Origin of the sequence: Streptomyces sp. NPDC057424 (assembly GCF_042803315.1) — a bacterium.
Taxonomy (GTDB): Bacteria; Actinomycetota; Actinomycetes; order Streptomycetales; family Streptomycetaceae; genus Streptomyces.
This window is the reverse complement of sequence record NZ_JBHVCP010000035.1, coordinates 18559-38066: the sequence shown is the minus strand read 5'-3', so window position 1 is coordinate 38066 and position 19508 is coordinate 18559. Positions and strand designations below refer to the sequence as shown.

12 protein-coding genes and 2 pseudogenes are annotated in these 19508 nt (G+C 71.2%); 6 read left to right on the top strand and 8 right to left on the bottom strand.

Annotated features, from left to right (window positions below; genetic code table 11):
- Window positions 1-277: 277 nt before the first annotated feature.
- Both ACFU3E_RS25135 and ACFU3E_RS25130 read right to left on the bottom strand, forming a co-directional pair.
- A complete protein-coding gene (locus ACFU3E_RS25135) occupies window positions 278-490 on the bottom strand; it encodes a DUF397 domain-containing protein (RefSeq protein ID WP_384162353.1) in 213 nt (70 codons plus the stop codon).
- Window positions 471-764 (bottom strand): annotated as a pseudogene (locus ACFU3E_RS25130) (Scr1 family TA system antitoxin-like transcriptional regulator); the annotation flags it as partial. The gene ACFU3E_RS25135 and the pseudogene ACFU3E_RS25130, both read right to left, overlap by 20 nt.
- Here ACFU3E_RS25130 and ACFU3E_RS25125 point away from each other — a divergent pair.
- Window positions 761-985, top strand: a pseudogene (locus ACFU3E_RS25125) (hypothetical protein); the annotation flags it as partial. The pseudogenes ACFU3E_RS25130 and ACFU3E_RS25125 overlap by 4 nt on opposite strands.
- A gap of 204 nt (window positions 986-1189) precedes the next feature.
- Here the strand turns inward: ACFU3E_RS25125 and ACFU3E_RS25120 are convergent.
- Window positions 1190-3019: a phosphoenolpyruvate carboxykinase (GTP) gene (locus ACFU3E_RS25120; protein WP_384162350.1), complete on the bottom strand. Its 1830-nt coding sequence runs from the start codon at window positions 3017-3019 to the stop codon at window positions 1190-1192.
- Window positions 3020-3346: 327 nt separating this feature from the next.
- On the opposite strand from ACFU3E_RS25120, the gene ACFU3E_RS25115 reads away from it, so the two are divergent.
- From ACFU3E_RS25115 to ACFU3E_RS25100, 4 genes are all read left to right on the top strand, one after another.
- Window positions 3347-4060: a hemolysin III family protein gene (locus ACFU3E_RS25115; RefSeq protein WP_384162347.1), complete on the top strand. Its 714-nt coding sequence runs from the start codon at window positions 3347-3349 to the stop codon at window positions 4058-4060.
- Between the two features lie 113 nt (window positions 4061-4173).
- The gene (locus tag ACFU3E_RS25110) at window positions 4174-5901 is read left to right on the top strand and encodes a DHA2 family efflux MFS transporter permease subunit (protein ID WP_384162344.1); all 1728 of its coding nucleotides are present in this window, start codon (window positions 4174-4176) and stop codon (window positions 5899-5901) included.
- A gap of 5 nt (window positions 5902-5906) precedes the next feature.
- The gene (locus ACFU3E_RS25105) at window positions 5907-6569 is read left to right on the top strand and encodes a TetR/AcrR family transcriptional regulator (RefSeq protein WP_384162340.1); all 663 of its coding nucleotides are present in this window, start codon (window positions 5907-5909) and stop codon (window positions 6567-6569) included.
- Window positions 6570-6573: 4 nt separating this feature from the next.
- Window positions 6574-7296: a Mut7-C RNAse domain-containing protein gene (locus ACFU3E_RS25100; protein ID WP_384162337.1), complete on the top strand. Its 723-nt coding sequence runs from the start codon at window positions 6574-6576 to the stop codon at window positions 7294-7296.
- Here the strand turns inward: ACFU3E_RS25100 and ACFU3E_RS25095 are convergent.
- The 5 genes from ACFU3E_RS25095 to ACFU3E_RS25075 form a co-directional block, all read right to left on the bottom strand.
- Window positions 7293-9698 (bottom strand): galactose oxidase-like domain-containing protein, encoded by a 2406-nt coding sequence (locus tag ACFU3E_RS25095; protein WP_384162334.1) that lies wholly within the window; start codon window positions 9696-9698, stop codon window positions 7293-7295. The two genes, ACFU3E_RS25100 and ACFU3E_RS25095, sit on opposite strands and share 4 nt — an antisense overlap.
- On the bottom strand, window positions 9695-10888 hold the full coding sequence (locus ACFU3E_RS25090) for a glycosyltransferase (RefSeq protein WP_384162331.1): 1194 nt from the start codon (window positions 10886-10888) through the stop codon (window positions 9695-9697). The genes ACFU3E_RS25095 and ACFU3E_RS25090 overlap by 4 nt, the downstream gene beginning before the upstream one ends.
- Window positions 10885-12534 carry an ArnT family glycosyltransferase gene (locus tag ACFU3E_RS25085; protein WP_384162328.1) on the bottom strand — a complete coding sequence of 550 codons (1650 nt, stop codon included), beginning with the start codon at window positions 12532-12534 and terminating at the stop codon, window positions 10885-10887. Before ACFU3E_RS25085 ends, ACFU3E_RS25090 begins: the two co-directional genes overlap by 4 nt.
- Complete coding sequence (locus ACFU3E_RS25080; protein WP_384162325.1) at window positions 12531-13820, bottom strand: glycosyltransferase; 1290 nt, start codon at window positions 13818-13820, stop codon at window positions 12531-12533. Before ACFU3E_RS25080 ends, ACFU3E_RS25085 begins: the two co-directional genes overlap by 4 nt.
- 146 nt (window positions 13821-13966) lie before the next feature.
- Window positions 13967-16000, bottom strand: coding sequence for a thioredoxin domain-containing protein (locus ACFU3E_RS25075; RefSeq protein WP_384162322.1), 2034 nt, complete (start codon window positions 15998-16000; stop codon window positions 13967-13969).
- A gap of 169 nt (window positions 16001-16169) precedes the next feature.
- On the opposite strand from ACFU3E_RS25075, the gene ACFU3E_RS25070 reads away from it, so the two are divergent.
- On the top strand, window positions 16170-19367 hold the full coding sequence (locus ACFU3E_RS25070; protein WP_384162319.1) for a tetratricopeptide repeat protein: 3198 nt from the start codon (window positions 16170-16172) through the stop codon (window positions 19365-19367).
- Window positions 19368-19508 lie beyond the last annotated feature (141 nt).

The following is a 19508-nucleotide window of genomic DNA, read 5'->3' as shown; positions in this document are numbered from 1 at the left end:
AGCACGTGCGTACCGCTCGTCTCGCGCTACGTAGTGGGCGATAGCAGGGTGCCTTCGAACAGCTGGCTGCTTGTCGTCGGTCAGGCGGCCTTCACCAGCCTCGTCGGAGCCATCGCTGCCGTCGCCGGCCTGTTCGACTGGGCCGTTGGGGAGTCAGCCGTGCTGTTCGGCGCGGCCGGCCTCCTGGCGGGCAGCATCACCAGAGCCCGCCGAAAGGCCGGCTCCGGACCAGGAGGAGAGGCACGGTGATCCGCGCCGACCTTGGGAAGGTGGCAGCTCAGGCCGAGGGGGCCGACTTGAGGGACGATACGAAGGACGTCCGGGCCGGGGCCGTGATGGTGAGGACCGGGCCGTGGGGGACCTTGGAGTCACGGACGGGGACGACGGCGGTGTGGGCGTCGCAGACCTCGACGCAGGTGCCGCCGTCGCCGTTGCTGTAGGTGCTCTTGCGCCAGATCCCTGCGCTCGAGTCAGGTGCGTTGTTCGCCATTTCGGTCATCCTCAGCCGCTTGCTCGATCAGGGCGAGGAACGCCTCCGGGGGCAGTGCGGCGGCCCTGAGCCGATCGTATGCGCGGTACTGCCTCACGAGGGCCGGATCATCGATGGTGTCCCCGCTGTACTGCGCCTCCGTGTAAACCAGGGGCGGGGCACCCGGGAAGGCCATGACCATGGCCGAGCCCAGCATCAGCGGATACGCCCCGCAGTTCCACGGAAGGATCTGGGGAACGATCCGGCGGCGTCGCGCGAGTTCCGCGATCCGCTCTGACCGAGGCGGAATCCGGCCGAGGACTGGCGCTGCTGGACGCGCTGGCCCTGCGGTGGGGCGTGGAGCAGGAGGCCGGCCGCAAGACGGTGTGGTGCGAACTGTTCACCGACGCCGAAGCCGTCGCCGTCACCGCCGCCGGCACCCCGGATACGCCCGAGCGCCCCGGTCGACGTAGGCCGTCGGCCGGAGCGCTCGGTCAGCCATCGGCACGTTCGTGAGCCCGCTGGCGGGCCGTGCCGAAGGGGGCGGGGTGAGCCCGTCGCCGCCGGTCCCGTCGGGGCGGACGGAGTGCGGCGCCGGTCTCGGAACCCCGCACGCCGTTGTGCGGGTCCCGCCGGTGTGTCCCGCGGCCGGTCAGACGTGACGATCGCTGGTCAGGGCACATCCCGGACCTGACCGGCCGCGGAGCTCGGGGGTGGGGTTCAGCCCAGGCGCTCCACCAGGGCGCGGTACTGGTCCCACAGCTCCTTGGGCGTGTGGTCGCCGAAGGTGTTGAGGTGCTCGGGGACCAGGGCGGCCTCCTCGCGCCAGACCTCCTTGTCGACCGTGAGCAGGAAGTCGAGGTCGGAGTCGGCCAGTTCCAGGCCGTCGGTGTCGAGGGCGTCCTTGGCCGGCAGGATGCCGATCGGCGTCTCGACGCCCTCGCCCGTGCCCTCCAGGCGCTCCACGATCCACTTCAGGACCCGGGAGTTCTCGCCGAAGCCGGGCCAGACGAACTTGCCCTCGTCGTCCTTGCGGAACCAGTTGACGTAGTAGATCTTCGGCAGCTTGGACTGGTCCTTGTCCTTGGCCACGTCGACCCAGTGGGCCATGTAGTCGCCCATGTTGTAGCCGCAGAAGGGCAGCATCGCGAACGGGTCGCGGCGCAGCTCGCCGACCTTGCCCTCGGCGGCGGCGGTCTTCTCGGAGGCCACGTTGGCACCGAGGAAGACGCCGTGGTTCCAGTCGAAGGACTCCGTCACCAACGGCACGGCGGTGGCGCGGCGGCCGCCGAAGAGGATCGCCGAGATCGGCACCCCCTTGGGGTCCTCCCACTCGGGCGCGATGATCGGGCACTGCGAGGCCGGGACGGTGAAGCGGGCGTTGGGGTGGGCGGCCGGGACGCCGGACTCGGGGGTCCAGTCGTTGCCCTTCCAGTCGGTCAGGTGGGCCGGAGTCTCCTCCGTCATGCCCTCCCACCAGATGTCGCCATCGTCCGTCAGCGCCACGTTCGTGAAGACGGAGTTGCCCCACAGCGTCTTCATCGCGTTGGCGTTGGTGTGCTCGCCGGTGCCGGGCGCGACGCCGAAGAAGCCGGCCTCGGGGTTGATGGCGTAGAGCCGGCCGTCCTCACCGAAGCGCATCCAGGCGATGTCGTCGCCGATGGTCTCGACCGTCCAGCCGGGGATGGTCGGCTCCAGCATGGCGAGGTTGGTCTTGCCGCAGGCGCTGGGGAAGGCCGCGGCGACGTACTTGGACTCGCCGCGCGGCGGGGTGAGCTTGAGGACGAGCATGTGCTCGGCGAGCCAGCCCTCGTCACGGGCCATGACGGAGGCGATGCGCAGGGCGTAGCACTTCTTGCCGAGCAGGGCGTTGCCGCCGTAGCCCGAGCCGTAGGACCAGATCTCGCGGTCCTCGGGGAAGTGCGAGATGTACTTCGTCTGGTTGCAGGGCCAGGGGACGTCCGCCTGGCCGGGCTCCAGCGGGGCGCCCAGGGTGTGGACGGCCTTGACGAAGAAGCCGTCGGAGCCGAGCTCGTCCAGGACCGCCTGGCCCATGCGCGTCATCGTGCGCATCGAGACGGCGACGTACGCCGAGTCGGTGATCTCCACACCGAGCGCGGACAGCGGCGAGCCGAGCGGGCCCATGCAGAACGGCACGACGTACATGGTCCGGCCGCGCATCGAGCCGCGGAACAGCCCGCCCTGCCCCCCGGAGCCCCGGAAGATCTCCCGCATCTCGGCGGGGGCCTTCCAGTGGTTGGTCGGGCCCGCGTCCGCCTCTTTCTCTGAGCAGATGAACGTCCGGTCCTCCACGCGGGCGACGTCGGTGGGGTCGGAGGCGGCGTAGTAGGAGTGGGGGCGCTTGATCGGGTCGAGTTTGCGGAAGGTGCCCCTCTCCACGAGCTCCTCGCACAGTCGCTCGTACTCGGCCTCGGATCCGTCACACCAGACCACGTTGTCCGGCTGCGTCAGTTCAGCGATCTCGTTGACCCACGAAATCAGCCCCTGATGGGTGGTGGGGACGGGGGGAGCCGCGATGTCGCGCGCCACGATTGCTCCTAAATGAGGGTTTTTTTGTGATGTGGAGGCCCCGTGGGGGCTGCGACCCGGATGCTTCAGGGTGGATCTTGGCGCTCATCCGGTGCCGACCGCACTCATTTGATCATCCGACGTACGCGCCCATCTGTCCAGAGGAGCGCACAGGTGAGCAACGTGAGGCTCGCCACGGTTTCCCGAGCCCCTTTACATGCACGTTGCGTTCACCGGGCAGTCCGTTTGCGTGACCATCATCAGGTCGCCGTGAGAGGATGGCCACTCTTCGCCTGTCAATCCGTGGCACCGATACGCCACTTACGGTTCCGTAGCTACCATTCGGTCATGACTGCGTTCGTCCCCGACGCGCCCACGGACTCGGCGGCCGACGGCCACGGTCCGCAGGCGCTCTCCCTGCCGCACCCGGTGAAGCCGAAGCTGCGCGGCTGGTTGCACCTGGGCATGTTCCCGGCCGTTCTCGTCGCGGGCCTGGCCCTGACCGCCCTCGCCGACTCCCCCAGAGGACGCATCGCCTGCGGCGTCTTCGCACTGACGGCATGCCTGCTGTTCGGCGTGAGCGCGCTGTACCACCGGGGCAACTGGAGCCCGCGCATGGACGGCGTCCTGCGCCGGCTGGACCACGCCAACATCTTCCTGATCATCGCGGGCACGTACACACCGCTGACCATGCTGCTCCTGCCCGGCAGCAAGGGGCAGTGGCTGCTGTGGGGCATCTGGGCCGCGGCAGCGGCCGGCATCCTCTTCCGCGTCTTCTGGGTCGGCGCCCCGCGCTGGCTCTACACGCCCTGTTACATCGCGATGGGCTGGGCGGCCGTGTTCTACCTGCCGGACTTCATGCGGACCGGCGGCATCGCCGTCCTCGTCCTGGTCATCGTCGGCGGCCTGCTCTACAGCGCGGGCGGCGTGGTCTACGGCATCAAGCGGCCGAACCCGTCACCGCGCTGGTTCGGCTTCCACGAGGTGTTCCACTCCTTCACCCTGGCGGCTTTCGTAGCGCACTACGTGGGGATCTCGCTGGTGGCGTACCAGCACGGGTAGCAGCTGCCGCGCAGCACAGGGCCACGGCTTTCCGCGCCGTGGCCCTTTCTCATGCCCTCACACGTTTCCCCACACGTTGACAGTGAGACTCTTTTGAGAGTAACTCTCATTTCATGGCTACTGTCACTCAGCAGGACCTCAGGCGCGGGGGCCCCCGCCGCTGGTGGGCGCTCGGCGCCCTCGTCGCGAGCATGCTCGCGCTGGGTTTCGATCTGACGATCCTCAACGTGGCGCTGCCGACGATGGCCACGCAACTGGGCGCGACCACCGGCGAGCTGCAGTGGATCGTCGACTCCTACGTCGTCGTGTTCGCGGCGCTGATGCTGCCCGCCGGACTGCTCGGCGACCGGTTCGGGCGGCGCCGGATGCTGGTCACGGGCCTGGTGGTGTTCCTCGCCGGGTCGCTGGCCGGCACGGTGGTCGACACCCCGGAGCTGGTGATCGCGGCCCGCTCCCTGATGGGTCTCGGCGCCGCGCTGGTGATTCCGCTCGGCCTGTCCGTGCTGCCGTCGATGTTCGGCGAGGAGGAGCGCGGCAAGGCCGTCGCCGCCGTCACCGCGTCCATGGCCGCGGGGATGCCGCTCGGACCGCTGGTCGGCGGGCTGCTGCTGGACCACTACTGGTGGGGCTCGATCTTCCTGATCAACATCCCCATGGCCGCGATCGGCATCGCCGCCTGTCTGCTCCTGCTGCCCGAGTCCCGCGACCCGTCCTCACCCCGGGTGGACGCCCTGTCGACCGCGTACAGCGCGCTGGGGCTGGGTGCCCTGGTCTTCGGCATCATCGAGGCGCCCGGGCGCGGCTGGGGCAGCGCTCTGGTGCTCGGCTCGTTCACCGTGTCCGCCGCGCTGCTCACCGCCCTCGTCGCGCGGGAGCGCCGCGCGGTGCGGCCCATGCTGGACCTGACACTGCTCGGCCACCGGGGGTTTCTCTTCAACAGCCTGGCGGCGACGCTCGGCACGTTCGTCTTCTCCGGGCTGCTGTTCATGCTGCCGGCGTATCTGCAGGAGGTCGGCGGCAGCGACGCCTTCGGCACCGGGCTGCGGCTGCTGCCGATGATGGCCGGGCTGATGGTCTCCGCACGGCTGAGCACCCTGCTGGTGCGGCGCACGGGACCGCGCCCGGTGGTCACCACGGGTCTGCTGGTGCTGTGCTGCGCCGCGCTGCTCGGCTCCCGCACGGAGCCCGCCTCCGGTTACGGCTTCACCGCCCTGTGGCTGACGATCGCGGGCCTGGGCTTCGGTCTGGCGATGGTGCCCGCGATGGACGCGGCGCTCGGCGGCATCCCTGCCGAGGAGGCGGGCAGCGGCTCCGGACTGCTGATGACGCTGCGCCAGGTGGGCGGCGCCGTCGGCATCGCGCTGCTCGGCAGCCTCGTCGCGGGCGCCTACGACGACCGGCTCGACACCGCCGGACTGCCCCAGGGGGCGGCGGACGCCGCACGCGACTCGCTCAGCGGCGCACATGCCGTGGCCGAGCAGCTGGGGCTGCCGGAGCTCGCCCGCTCCGCCGACGCCGCATATGTGGACGGCATGTCCACGGTCCTCGTGGTCTGCGGTGTCGCGGCCCTGGTGACGGCGGCGCTCACGGCACTGCTGCTGCCCAACCCGCGGACCGCCGCGCAGGCCCGACAGCCCGGAGGGCTCGGCGGGCCCGGGGAAGCCGGAGGGGCCGGGGAAGCCGGAGGGGCCGAGGAGGCAGGAGGGGCCAGGGAGCCCGGAGGGGCCAGAGGGGCCGGAGGGGCCAGAGGGGCCGGAGGGGCCAGGGAGCTCAGGGAGCCGCAGGCCGAGGCGGCCTCGGACGCGGGCGTGGCCCGGCTGGAGGCCGATGACCGACAATGAGCCGTATGACCACGGCACGGACCCCTGTTCCCGACGCCGCGCGGCATCTGAGCCTGCGGGAGCGCAAGAAGATCAAGACACGGATCGCGATCAGGGACGCCACGTACGCCTTGATCAAGGAACAGGGGTACGACGCCACCACGGTCGAGCAGATCGCGGAGCGCGCCGAGGTCTCGCCGAGCACCGTCTTCCGCTACTTCCCCACCAAGGAGGACATCGTCCTGACGGACGAGTACGACCCCTTGGTGGAGGACCTGCTGCGGGCACGGCCCCGGGACGAACCGGTCCTGGAGTCGCTGCGCTGGTCGATCCGCCAGGGAATGACCATGGCCCTCGCCGACACCGCGGACTCCGAGCAGGACGAGATGATCCTGCGCATCCGGCTGATGGTCGAGGTGCCCGCGCTGCGCGCGCGGATGCTGGAGAGCATGTCCGTCACCGGCCGCCTGCTGTGCCGGGCGCTGGCGGAACGCACCGGACGCGACGAGGACGAGCTCGAGGTGCGGGTGTACGCGATGGGACTGATGGGCGCCCTGCTGGAGGCGATGATCTACTGGGTCGAACGGGACTTCCGGGACGACCTGCCGGAACTGGTCGACCGCACCCTCGACACCCTCAAGGACCTGCCGAAACGGCCACCCGCTTCCGGGGCCCCCATGACATCCTGACCGGGTGAACGGTCCCGAGATCCAGGTCGAGTTCGCCTCCGAGCTTCATGTGTTCGTACCCCGTGCCCGGCAGGCGGGCACCCTGCGGGCCGCCACGGACGGCGTCTCCAGCCTCGGCCATGTCATCGAGTCGCTGGGTGTGCCGCTGACCGAGGTCGGCGCGCTGCTCGTGGACGGCCGCGAGGTGCCCTTCGCGCACGTCCCGGCGGCCGGTGAGTCGGTGACCGTACGGACCGTCGCGCGCCCCCAGCAGGTCCCGGGTCACCTGCGCTTCCTCCTCGACGTGCACCTCGGCACGCTGGCCCGCCGACTCCGGCTGCTCGGCGTGGACACCGCGTACGAGTCGACCGACATCGGCGACCCGGCGCTGGCGGCCCGTTCGGCGGCCGAGCAGCGGGTCATGCTGAGCCGCGACCGGGGGTTGCTGCGGCGCCGCGAGCTGTGGGCGGGGGCGTTCGTCTACAGCACGCGACCCGAGGAGCAGCTGCGGGACGTCCTGGACCGGTTCCAGCCCGAGCTGCTCCCGTGGACGCGCTGCACCGCCTGCAACGGGCTGCTGCGCGAGGCGACCAAGGACGAGGTCGCGGCCCAGCTCAAGCACGGGACGCACGCGACGTACGACGTGTTCGCGCAGTGCGCCGCGTGCGGCCGGGCGTACTGGAAGGGCGCGCACCACGAGCAGTTGGAAGCCATCGTGGAGCGCGCCCTCGCCGAGTTCGGCGGCTAACTCCTCCTCATGTCTCCCTTGCCGCAGGCGATTCCGTCCCCGTTCCGGTCCAGGCGCAGCGGGTCGTCCTTGCCGTTGACCTTCAGGCGGCCGTAGTCGTTCGCCTTGAGCCACTCGCAGCGGGCCGCCGTCGACTTCCTCACCTCCGCCGGGAAGTCCGTCGGCACGCAGACGTTGATCGAGCCGTAGTGCCGGTCGCAGCCGGAGATCGTGGGGCTGACCTTCTGCGAGGCGCGCTTCTTGCCGGGCCCCGCGACCTTGCCCTCGGGCGAGTCCGCGAAGTCGTGGACGTGGGCCGAGGCGTCCGTCGCCTTCAGCGCCTGCGGGCCCTGCAGGTGCACCCACTCGGCGACCGACGGCACTCCGTTCGCGTCGACCGCGAAGAGCATGTACCAGCCGGGCGGGGCCAGGTTGGGGTTGCTCGTCACGTTCAGGTCGACGTTGTTCCCGTCGACGGACAGCGGCAGGTCCACGAACCGCTGGTTCGGGTCGGAGGAGTGCGTGACGGCGGCCGGGCGGATCAGCTCGGCCTTGGCGACGGGCCGGTCGACGGTGATCCGCTGGGTGTCGCCGTAGTTCCACTCGGTGTCGATCACCGAGGTGATCGTGGGGCGCGGGCCCTTGAACAGGTAGGGCGGGCTGTAGACCGACACGTCGTGGTTCCAGGAGCCGTTGCCCGGGTTGTCGCCGGTGGTCATCACGCGGCCGTCGGGGAGCAGGAACGCCGAGGAGTGGTAGCCGCGCGCCTCGGGGTCGACGGCCACCGGGTCGAAGGTCTCCGACTCGGGGTCGAAGATCGACGTCTCGTAGACCGGGTTGGCACGGTTGTGCAGCGCGCCGCCCGTCTCCAGCACCTTGCCGTCGGGCAGGAGCACCGCGGAGACGTACATCTTGCCCTGGTCGCCGGTCTGCGGGACCGGGCCGTTGCCGAGGTCGACCGTGCCCTGCGGGATCGGCGGCCCGGCCACGTAGGAGGGGTTCGGCTGCTTGAGGTCGATGATGTCGGTCAGGCGGTTCGCCTCCGGGTTGGAGTCGATGTTCCCGCCGCCGAGGGTGAGAACCTTCTGGTCCTGCGCCGGGGGCAGCAGCACGCTGGCCGACTGGTCGCGCTCGTCCTTGTCCCGCAGGCCCGGGACCTGGGTGATGGTGTTGGCGTCGTAGTCGTAGATCGCCGAGCCGGTGCCGGGGATGTTGTTGCCGAAGACGTGGCTGCCCGAGTAGAAGAGGCGGCCGTCCTGCATGAGGATCATCGACGGGTACAGGCCCCAGTACGACCAGGTCTGGTTGACCTTCCACAGCGGCTGCCACTGCTGCTCGGCCTCGGAGAACAGCTCGGCGGCGACCGAGCCGGTGGAGTCCTCGCGCAGCCCGCCGAAGGAGATGACGTCACCGTTGCCGAGGATCGTCGCCGACGGGTACCAGTGGCCGTCGTTCATGTCGTTGGTCTTCGTGTAGGTCTCGGTCTCCGGGTCGAAGACGTACGAGTCCTTGTAGCCCTGGTAGCCGACGCGGCCGTCCGCCGTCGGGTAGCCCTTGTTGCCGCTCATCACGAGCACGCGCCCGTCCTGGAGCTGCACGTGCCCCGCGCAGAACATGTCCTTCGGCGTCGGGATGACCTTGTAGGAGCCGTCCGCCGGGTCGTACACCGCCGAGGTGAAGGTGCCGGCCTCGAACATCGACTCGTCGTTTCCGGAGCCCGCGATCAGCAGGACCTTGCCGTTGTGGAGCACGACGGAGTGCATGGAGCGCACCGGGTTCTGCGTGGGCAGCACGTCCCACTTGCCGTTCGCGCACTGCTCGGCCGTGCCCGTGCACTCCGGGGGCAGGACCGGGTCGGGGACCTGGTCCATCGTGTAGTCGTCGGTGGTGGCGGAGCCGGTGCCGTAGACGGAGACGCCCCAGGAGATGCGGTCGGTGCCGGCCGGGACCTCGGGCGTGCGGACCGTGGCCTCGGTCCAGTCGCCCGCCATGTCCAGCGTCTTCAGGTCGGTCCAGTACTGCCAGCCGGCCGTCGTGTCGTGCCGGAACAGGGTGATCGCCGCGTCCGGGGTCGTCGTCCTGTACCAGAGGCCGAGGTCGTACTGCTTGCCCGGCGTCACCACCGGGGCGCACGCGACGGACTCGGTGATCAGCGCCTTGCGGTCGCCCTCGACGCGGCGGGTCAGCTCGACCTTCATGGCCTTGGAGCCGGTGTGCGCGTCGGCCGTGGTGGTGAAGGTGAAGTCGTTGTCGCCCCAGCCGGACTTCTCCCAGCAGTACGGCATGTCGCCGGTGCCGGCGGTCTCGAAGCCGGGGTTCTTGATGAGGTTGGCGGCGGAGGCGGGCTGGGGCGCGGTCAGCAGGAGGCCGGCCGTGAGCGCGCCCACGCCGACGAGTGCGGTTCTTCTCCGGTACTTGTTCACAGGGCTCTCCTTGCGGTGCGGCCGCCGCGCACGGACTCCTCACGACCCCGGCGCGGCAGGTAGACCAGCGCTTCGGTCCCGGCGAAGCGCAGGACGAACGTCGTCACCAGCGCGAGCGCGGTGGCCGACAGCACACCCAGATCAAACTGGTGCACGAACAGGGCGATCAGCGGGATGCGCAGCACCAGATCGGCGTTGGCGAGCAGCGCGAACCGCCCGGCCCGGTCCCACCAGCGCCGGTGCCGGCGCCGCTCGCGGAACAGCAGGTGCTCGATGAGCACGAAGTTCCAGGCGACGCCGAGCTGGTTGGCGAGAACCTCCGCCGGTACGTAGTGCATGCCGGCGGCGGTCAGCGCCCACAGGCCGACCAGGTTGGGCAGGAAGCCGGTCAGCCCGATCAGCCCGAACCCGACCATGCGCGCGGCCGGGGAGGCGGTGCGCAGCCCGGCCAGATGGCGCAGGAAGCGGAAGCCCTCCTGCGCCGTCGACTTGGACTCCCCGGCGAACCGGTCCTGGAAGACGAAGGGCACCTCGGTGACCGTGCGCGGGCGGCTGCGGACGGCCAGTTCGAGGAGGATCTTGTAGCCGAGCGGCTGGAGGACCTCGGCCGTGACGGCGCTGCGGCGGATCGCGAAGAAGCCGCTCATCGGGTCGCTGATGCCGTGCAGCCGGCGCGGGAACAGCGCCTTGGTCAGCCAGGTCGCCCCGCGCGAGACGAACACGCGGTAGCTGCCCGCGAGTCCGGCCCGGCTGCCGCCCTTGATGTACCGGGAGGCGACGACGAGCCCGGCGTTCGCCCGCTCGCCGGTGGCGACCAGGTCGGGCACGAGGGACGGCGGGTGCTGGCAGTCGCCGTCCATGACGACGATCCAGTCCGAGGTGGCCGCCTTCAGGCCCTCGACGACCGCGCCGCCGAGCCCGCCCACCGGCTCCTCGCGGTGCAGCACGGTCACCGGGAACGGGCAGTCCTGCGCCGCCTTCTCGATGACCTGGGGCGTGTCGTCGGTGGAGTCGTCCACGAACACGACCTCGCAGGGCAGCCGGGCCGGGACGGCCTCGGTGATCTGGCGCAGCAGCTGCCGAACGTTCGCCGACTCGTTGAACGTCGGTACGACGATGGTGACGGCGCCCGGTTCGGGGATCTCGGCGGTCTCGACGACCTCGGCGGGGACGGTGGACTCCTGGCTCATCGCGCGCCTCCGGCGGACGTCTGGATCTGGCGGATCTCGATGCGGTCCTCGCCGGTGCCGAAGGTGGCGACCGGGTCCGAGTGCTCCATGGCGGCCTTGACGTTGGGCAGGTCGGCCGCGTCCCGCCTGACGGTCGGCGAGGCGACGACGTAGTCGAGGTCCTTCCAGCCGCGCGGCATCGTCTTCGTCACCGCCGGGTCGAGGTCGGCCTTGTAGAACCAGATGACGCCGAGGCCCGGCCGGTAGCCCTGGTGCACCAGGTCCAGCCAGAGGGCGTCGTCCACCAGCACCCGGGTGCGCTCCGGGTCCTCGACCTCCGTGGCCAGCCACTTGGAGGCGGCCTTGTAGGGGGCGTTGGCGTCGGTGGTGACGGCCGTGCGGGCCCCGTCGTACCAGTGCGGTACGACATAGGCGCCGGCGGCCAGTGCGAGGACGGCGGCGAGCGCGTACCGGCCCACGCTGACGTACCGCTTCTCCGCCTCTGAGCGCCAGCGGCTCAGCACCGCGTGGGCGACGGAGGCGGTGCCTCCGGCGAGGACCAGCGCGAGGAACGGCAGGGCCTGGATGACGTACATCGCGGGCAGGTAGCCGTTCGGGCGCAGGGCCAGCGCGGCGAGGATCGCCACGGCCAGGGCCGGTCCGGCCAGGGCGCGTGCGGTGACCGACCAGCGCCAGGTGACGAGGAGGAGCAGGGCGCCCGCGAGGCCGCCCAGGGGCAGGATCTTGTCGTAGTACAGCCACGACTGGAGCACGCCCCAGGAGCCGGAGCCCTCGTCGAGGATGAAGCCCGAACCGGGTCTGGTCATCTGGTACGTGACGCCGTCCCAGAGGGACACGTGCCCGGCGCCCGGCAGCAACTCGCCCTTGAGCAGGGCGAACAGCGGGTACGAGAAGCCGATCAGGGCGCAGGCCGTGACGGCTCCGGTGAGGGCGAACTTGCGGGTGTCCTTGTGGCTGTGGCGCCACATGGTGAGGAACAGCGCGGGCAGGACGACGAGCATCGTCTCCTTGGTGAGGACGGCCGTGGCGGCCGCGATGCCCGCACCGAAGTGGTGCCAGAGGTGACGGCTCGGGGAGGCGGCCAGCGTGAAGGCCAGCAGCGTCCACATCACCGCGAGGTTGTCGAGGAAGATCTCCCGCTGGAGGACGACCGACAGCGGCGAGAGCCCGAAGAACACCATGCCGAGCGCGGCCGCCCAGCGGGGCAGCGCCAGGCGCCGTCCCAGCACGAAGATCAGGACGGCGCTGATGCCGCTGATCACCAGCATCGCGGCGCGCATGGTGCCCACCGTCATCGACTCGGGGCTGATCAGCGCGGGGATCCAGGTCAGCAGGGCGATCTGGATCCAGCCGAGCGGCGGATGGTCGTACCAGTAGGTGTAGTGGGCGAGGCCGTTGCCCTGCTGGACCGACCAGGCCTGGGCGAGGTAGGTGCCCTCGTCGTCGCTGAGGGCCGGGTAGTCGGCGATGTTCCATCCCTGCACGACGAGGATCGCCACGAGCAGGACACCGCACAGGATCAGGTCGGACCGGGAGGAGCGCAGCCGGCTCGGCGGCTCCGGTCGCCGGTGCGCACCGGTGCGGAGCGCGGGCCGGCGCTGCGCGGGGACCTTCGCAGCGGTCACCGCGGGAAGGGTGGAGGTCACGCGGGAACGTCCTCTCGGGTCACGGGAACGTCCTCCCGGCTCACTGCCGCCTCGTCGAGATGCGCGCCGACATGGGACGTAAGCTCCCAGTCGTTGCGGCCGCGCTGCTCACGCCACACGGCCCGCACGGCCGCGCCGGCGAGCAGGACCTGGTAGAAGGGGCCGCCGAGGATCAGCTTCAGGTAGTGCCCGAAGCGGACGCGCAGCCCGTACTGCTTGCCGAAGTCGTGCAGCCCGACGACCTCGAAGACGAAGGTGACCAGGGCGGTGACGGCCGGCAGGAAGGTGATGAAGGCGATGCCGACGGGCACGTCCAGGAACAGGGCGATCGCCACGTTCAGCGGAATGATCAGGCCGGTGAAGGCCTGCATGAACGGCGTCATCAGGGTGTAGCGGGCGAGCAGCCGCTGCCCGAGGGTGGGCAGTTGCTTCCAGTCCTTCTTCCGGTACACCTGCAGGAACCCCTGGTTCCAGCGGGTGCGCTGCTTCAGCAGGGACATCAGCGAGCCCGGGGTCTCCTCGCGGGTCACCATGTCGGAGTCGTAGGCGACGACGACCTTCTTGCCGACGCTGGAGAGCCTGACGCCCAGGTCGCAGTCCTCGGCGAGGCAGTTCGGGTCCCAGCCGTCGGCTTCCCGCAGGACGTCCGTGCGGACGAAGACGGTGTTGCCGCCGAGCGGAATGAAACCTTTCTGCGCGTGCAGGTGGAGCCGCGAGCGGAACCAGAAGAAGTACTCCAGGCAGTTGCGCAGGCTGTACCAGCTGGAGTGGAAGTTGATCAGCTGCACCCCGCCCTGGACGACGTCCGCGCCGGTGGTGCGGAAGGCGTGGTCGACGTGGGCGAGAAGCTCGGGGTGGACCTGGTCCTCCGCGTCGAAGACCCCGACGACGTCGCCGCGGCAGTGCGGCAGCGCCGTGTTCATCGCCTTCGGCTTGTTCTTCTTCTCGTGCGTGTCGACGACGACCCGGACCCGTCCATCACGCGCGGCGGCCCGCTCGGCCACCGCGGTGGTCTCCGGGTCGTCGTGTCCGACGATCACGATGATCTCGAAGTCGGTGTGGCTCGACTCCAGCAGCCGCTGGATCGTGTGGTCCAGCACCGCCTGTTCGTGCCGCGCGGGCAGCAGCAGCGAGAAGGAGACGTGCTCGTCCCCGTCCGGACTGCTGAACCGGGTGGAGGCGAGCACTTCCGGCGTACGCCAGGCGTGCATCTGCCACCACAGGGTGAACGCCGCCATCCAGAACAGGGCCAGTGAAACGGCAGCGATGAAGACAGACGTCAGCAAACAGATCCCCCCAGATCCCAGAACCCCCTGTCGTGACGGTGGGCCGGTGCGGCCTCATCCGCCACGTCACTGTGCAGAGATTAGGGGGGAACTGTGAAGCCTGGGGGCTGTTCAGATAAAGACCATGTTTCCGTTGATACGTGACTTCAGCCACTCAAGACCGCACGCAGGCGGGCGAGTTCGGTCGTCGGGGCGTCGCAGGTGAAGTTACGGCAGACGTACGCGGCCGGTTCACCATCGACCAGCGGACGGTCCGCGAGCAGCGGGAACTCGTCGCTGCCCGGGGCGCCCACGGCGACCACCGCACCGGGCGCGGTGCCCAGAAGTGCCGTGCGGTGCAAGGCTTTTGTGCCCTCGTCGTCCAGGGCCGGGCCCACGATCGCGACCTCACGCGGACCGTCCAGCACGGCCTCCGCCGCGGCCAGCCCCCAGCCGATGAACCGGGGCACCCGCGGGCCCAGCGCCTTCACGACACCCAACGCCCTCTCGGCGGCGGCCCGATGAGGCTCGGAGCCGGTGTGCGCGGCGTAACTCAGCAGGGCGTTCGCGGCCGCCGTCCAGCCTGACGGGGCCGCGTTGTCGGTCGGGTCCTGCGGGCGGCGGATCAGCCGCTCGGCGTCGGCCGCCGTGTCGTACAGCGAGCCCGACTCGGGGTCGGTGAAGCGGGCCAGCACGTGATCGAGGAGGAACCCGGCGAAGTCCAGCCAGACACCCTCCCCGGTGACGGACGCGAGCGCGAGGAAACCCTCCGCCACATCCGCGTAGTCCTCCAGGACACCCGCGTTGGCACCGGCGTGGCCGTCCTTGCTGGTGCGGGTGAGCCGGGCCTGCTCGTCCAGGTGCAGCCGGACGAGGAGGTCGGCCGCGGCAACGGCGGCCTCGACCAGATCAGGCCGGCCGAAGTAGGCGCCGGTCTCGGCGAGCGCGGCGATCGCCAGGCCGTTCCAGGCGGCGACGACCTTGTCGTCCCGGCCGGGCGCGGGCCGCCCGGCCCGCCGCGCCAGCAGCCGCTCCCGGATCGAGGCGATCTTCCCCGCGTCGGACAGACCGTCCCGCACGGGCAGTTGGAGGACGGAAGCGCCCTCCTCGAACGTGCCCTCCTCGGTCACACCGAAGTGCTGCGCGGCGAGGTCGGCGTCCTGCTCACTGAGAACCTCCCGCAACTGCTCCGGCGTCCACACGTAGTACGCGCCCTCGACGTGCTTACCCGTGCCGTCGTCGCTGTCGGCGTCCAGCGCGGAGGCGAACCCGCCCTCGTTCGTGCGCAGTTCGCGCACCATGAAGTCGGCGGTCTCCAGAGCGACCCGGCGCGCCAGCTCCGAGCCTGTGGACCGCCACAGGTGGGCGTACACCCGGCACAGCAGGGCGTTGTCGTACAGCATCTTCTCGAAGTGCGGCACGATCCAGTCACGGTCGACGGAGTAGCGGGCGAAGCCGCCCCCGAGCTGGTCGTACATACCGCCCCGGGCCATCCGCTCACAGGTGTCCTGCGCCATCTCCAGGGCCCCCTCGGCGCCGGTGCGGGCGTGGTGGCGCAGCAGGAACTCCAGCACCATGGACGGCGGGAACTTCGGCGCCCCGCCGAACCCGCCGCGCTGCGGGTCGTACTCCCGGGTGAGCCCGAGCAGCGCCTGCGCGAGCTCCTCCTCGCCGGGGGTCTGCGCGTCGCCGTAGGAGATCTCCCGCCCGGCCAGGTCCCGGACGATCTTCCCGGCGACCTCGGTCACCTCGTCCCGCCGCTCGTCCCACGCCTGGTGCACGCCCTGGAGCACCTGCCGGAACGACGGCATGCCCTGGCGGGGGGCGGGCGGGAAGTACGTACCGAAGTAGAACGGCTCGGCGTCCGGCGTGAGGAACACGGTCATGGGCCAGCCGCCCTGCCCGGTCGCCGCCTGCACGGCCTCCATGTAGACGGCGTCGACGTCGGGGCGCTCTTCGCGGTCGACCTTGATGTTGACGAAGTGCTCGTTCATGACGGCGGCGGTCACCTCGTCCTGGAAGCTCTCCTTCGCGAGGACGTGGCACCAGTGGCAACTCGAGTAGCCGACACTCAGGTGCACCGGGACACCCCGTCGGCGCGCCTCCTCGAAAGCCCCGTCCGACCAGGGCCACCAGTCGACCGGATTGTCGGCGTGCTGGAGCAGGTACGGGGACGTCTCATGAGCCAGTCGGTTCGGCATGTTTCCATCCTGCCTCACGGCGGCCACCCGGCCGGGGAACGCGTCCCTCGGGCGAGCGGGCAGCTCGCAGGTCACCGGACCGGATCCGTTGATCGTTGCCCCCTCGCGCTGACGCGTCCCACCAAGGACACTCGTAGGCACAGGAGTTGCCGCCGGAGGGGGACATGACATGCGGGACAGTCATCGGGCGGAGGCCGAGCGGCTGTTGGCGCGGGCTGTCGAGGAGGAGGTGCGCCGCTCGGGCGGGCGCACCGACGGGAAGGTACTGCTCGCTCGGGCGCGCGGGGCGCTCGATGTGATGGCGCGGAGCGCGTCCGAGGAGTACGAGGCCTACACGCGCGCTCTGGACGAGGCGGCGGCCGGTCAGCTCACCTTCGGCCAGCGCTACGCCCGGGACGGGGCCGGGACGCCCCTGCTGGTGGCCGGGGTCGCGGCGGTCGCGGCGGTCGTCGCCGACATGGCCCTCGGCACGGACACCGGAACGGCGCTGGGCGCGGGTGTCACGGTCGGTGTCGTGGGCGCCGCGGCCACCGTCGTGAAGGTGGTCGGGTCGCATCTGCCGGCCGCGAGTCGTCGCGCCGGTGCCGTGAGCCAGCCGGGCGGGCCCGAGCAGCTGCGGCTCCAGTGGCTGACGGCGCTGGAGGTGCGGGGCATCCGGCCGTTCCTGGACCAGCAGCGGGTGCTCGCGGCCTCGACCGGGCCGAAGAAGCCGGGGCCGCGGCTGCGGGGTGCGGACAAGAGCGCGGCGGCGCGCGGGCGCAACGTGCTGGACCAGTCCTTCGGGCAGCTCCCCGAACCGGCGGAGCCGTTCGCGGGGCGGCGGCACGAGCTGGCGCAGATCCGGCAGTGGGTGCAGTCGGCCCGGGCGAGCACCGAGACACAGCCGACCGTGATCGTCCTGCACGGCACACCCGGCAGCGGCCGTACGACGCTCGCGGTGCACGCGACGCACGACCTGAAGGACTACTTCCGCGGTGCCTGCGTCGTCGACCTGCGCGCCGACGGGCGGGAAGAGTCCCCACTGCCCACGCGTGACGCCCTGCTGCATCTGCTGAACCGGCTCGGCGCACCCCGCGAGCAGCTGCTGTTCCGCGAGCGTTCCTCCCCGGACCAGCAGGTCAAGCGGCTGAGCGAGCTGTACCACCAGCATCTGACGGGCCTGCCGGTCACGGTCGTCCTCGACGACGCCTCGGACGCGGAGCAGATCCGCGCCCTGCTCCCGGAGCGGTCCGACAGCCTGGTGCTGGTGACCGCTCGGGGCCCGCTGGAGCCGGCGGACCTGCCGGCACGTGTGCACCAGCTGGCGGTGATGCCGCTGGACGCCGCGGGTGCGGAGGAGTTGCTGGGCGCGGCGGCGCAGGACCGTTCCGGGCCGTACGACGCGGAGTCCGCGGACCGGGTGCGGGAGCTGTGCGGCGGGCTGCCGCTGGCGCTGCGCATCGCCGGCTCGTGCCTCGGTCCGCGCTCGCCGCGCGCGCTGGCCACGGACCTCGCGGCGTACGGCCCGGTCGAGCCGGTCGAACGCGCCCTGTGGCTGCGCTACACCGACCAGTCGGAGACCGTGCGGCGGTTGCTGCGCCGGCTGGCCCTGGCCGGGCGGGCCTCGCTGGGCGCCGCCGCGGCAGCCGCGCTGCTGGCCACGGACGAGGCGGAGGCGAAGCGCCATCTGCAGGTCCTGACCCGTGCCGGCCTGATCGACCACGTCCGGGGCGACCGCTACCGGCTGCACGACCTGGTCCGTTCCTTCGCCCGGTCCCGTCTGCTCGACGAGGAGGATCCGGCCGAGCGCACGGCGGCACAGGAGCGGCTGATCGTGAACTACGCCGAGCTGGCCGACTCGGTGCTGCGGATGGTCGACGGCAACATGTCGACCCGCACCAACCGCTTCAGCCCCTACGGCTTCCCCTCCCTCGACGAGGCGCTGCGCTGGCTGGACGACGAGTCGAGCTTCATCACGGCGGCGCTGCGGCACGCCGAGGGTGTGGACCAGGCGGCGGTGCTGAACCTGCTGGGTGCCCTGTGCGACTACTGCCTGCTGCGGGGTGACCTGTACCGCCTGGGCGAGATCAGCGAGCTGGCGCAGGCGGTGGACGAGGGTCTGCTGGTCCGCTCGGTGCAGTGGCGTACGGGTATCGCGGCGCGGCAGCTGGGTGAGCTGGACAAGGCCCGTACGACGCTCGCCTCGGTCGTGGACCTGTACCGGGAGGCGCATCACGACGCCGGTGCGGCCCGCGCGCTGTGCTCCCTGGGCATCACCCTGCACCACCAGGGCAATCTGACGGAGGCGTCGGCGAAGCTCCGCGAGGCCCTGGCGCTGCAGGCTTCCCCCGCGCTGGCCACGGACCGGGCGTGGACGATGCACGCCCTCGCGGCGGTGGAGCGGGACCGGGCCCGGGTGGCGGAGGCGCTGGACCTGCTGACCGAGTCCCTGGTGCTGCACCGCGCGGGCGAGTCCGTGCACGGCCAGGCGTGGGCGCATTTCCAGCTCGGTCAGCTGGGGCTGCGTATGGGTGACGTCCCGCTGGCCGAGGCCGAGCTGCGGGCGGCCCTGGAGCTGTACGGCCGGACCCGTGACGCCCGTGGTGAGGCCTGGGCCCTGACGCAGCTGGCCCGTGCCCTGCTGGTCGCGGGTGACGCGTCCCCGGCGGTGGAGGAGCTGCGCGGGGCGGCCGCCCGGCACCGCGACAACGAGGACGCGCGCGGCGAGGCCTGGTCCCTGTACTACCTGGGCCAGGCCCTGGAGGAGACGGGCCGTCTCGATCAGGCGGTCCGCGAGCTGGAGCGCGCCCGCACGATGTTCTCCCGCATGCGGGACGTCTACGGCCTGGCCTGTGCCCGCCACCACTCGGCCCGCGTCACCCGCGACCTGCGGGCGGCCCAGACGGGGTCCCTGCGCAATTCGGGCTTCGCACGGCAGTTGCTCGTCGACGCCCGGGCCGACTTCCAGCGTATCGGCGTCGCCCACGGCGAGGCCTGGACCTGCCTGGAGCTGGCGGTCGTGGACGCGGGCAACGCCCGCACCCAGCAGGCCCTGGCCCTGTGCGACGAGGCGGTGGAGCTCTTCGTGTCCTACGGCGACCGCCGGGGCGAGGACTGGGCCCGCTTCCTGCGCTGCACCCTCCTCCCGTACGCGGCCGCGGGCGGCATGGAGGTGGGTACGGCGGTGGCCCAGGAGGAACTGGCGCAGCTGTCCCGCGCGAGCCACGAGCTGCGGGACGGGAAGCTGGACGAGTACCTCGACGCGTACCGGCTGCTGCTGGAGCGCGGGGTGACCCTGGAGGCGGGCTGGCAGGCCTGGCGGCTCGGCATGGTGCCGAACCGGCATGCGCGCGAGGTCATGGGCGTGGCCGTGGAGTCGAAGGCGTAGGCCTCGGGGCGCGGGTGGCACAGGGCCCGGCCCGGCACCCGCTCGCGCGGGGCGGGCCCGCCGACGGCGCTCCCCGGGTGTGCCGGGTTCTCGTCGGCGGCGCTCCCCGGGTGCGGGCGAGGCACCCGTCGGCGGCGTCCG

What these genes read in the sequence shown, in the direction of transcription:
- ACFU3E_RS25075 (WP_384162322.1), bottom strand. Translation starts at nt 16,000, where the DNA reads ATGCCGAACCGACTGGCTCATGAGACGTCCCCGTACCTGCTCCAGCAC.
- ACFU3E_RS25105 (WP_384162340.1), top strand. Translation starts at nt 5,907, where the DNA reads ATGACCACGGCACGGACCCCTGTTCCCGACGCCGCGCGGCATCTGAGC.
- ACFU3E_RS25070 (WP_384162319.1), top strand. Translation starts at nt 16,170, where the DNA reads ATGCGGGACAGTCATCGGGCGGAGGCCGAGCGGCTGTTGGCGCGGGCT.
- ACFU3E_RS25135 (WP_384162353.1), bottom strand. Translation starts at nt 490, where the DNA reads ATGGCGAACAACGCACCTGACTCGAGCGCAGGGATCTGGCGCAAGAGC.
- ACFU3E_RS25090 (WP_384162331.1), bottom strand. Translation starts at nt 10,888, where the DNA reads ATGAGCCAGGAGTCCACCGTCCCCGCCGAGGTCGTCGAGACCGCCGAG.
- ACFU3E_RS25110 (WP_384162344.1), top strand. Translation starts at nt 4,174, where the DNA reads ATGGCTACTGTCACTCAGCAGGACCTCAGGCGCGGGGGCCCCCGCCGC.
- ACFU3E_RS25115 (WP_384162347.1), top strand. Translation starts at nt 3,347, where the DNA reads ATGACTGCGTTCGTCCCCGACGCGCCCACGGACTCGGCGGCCGACGGC.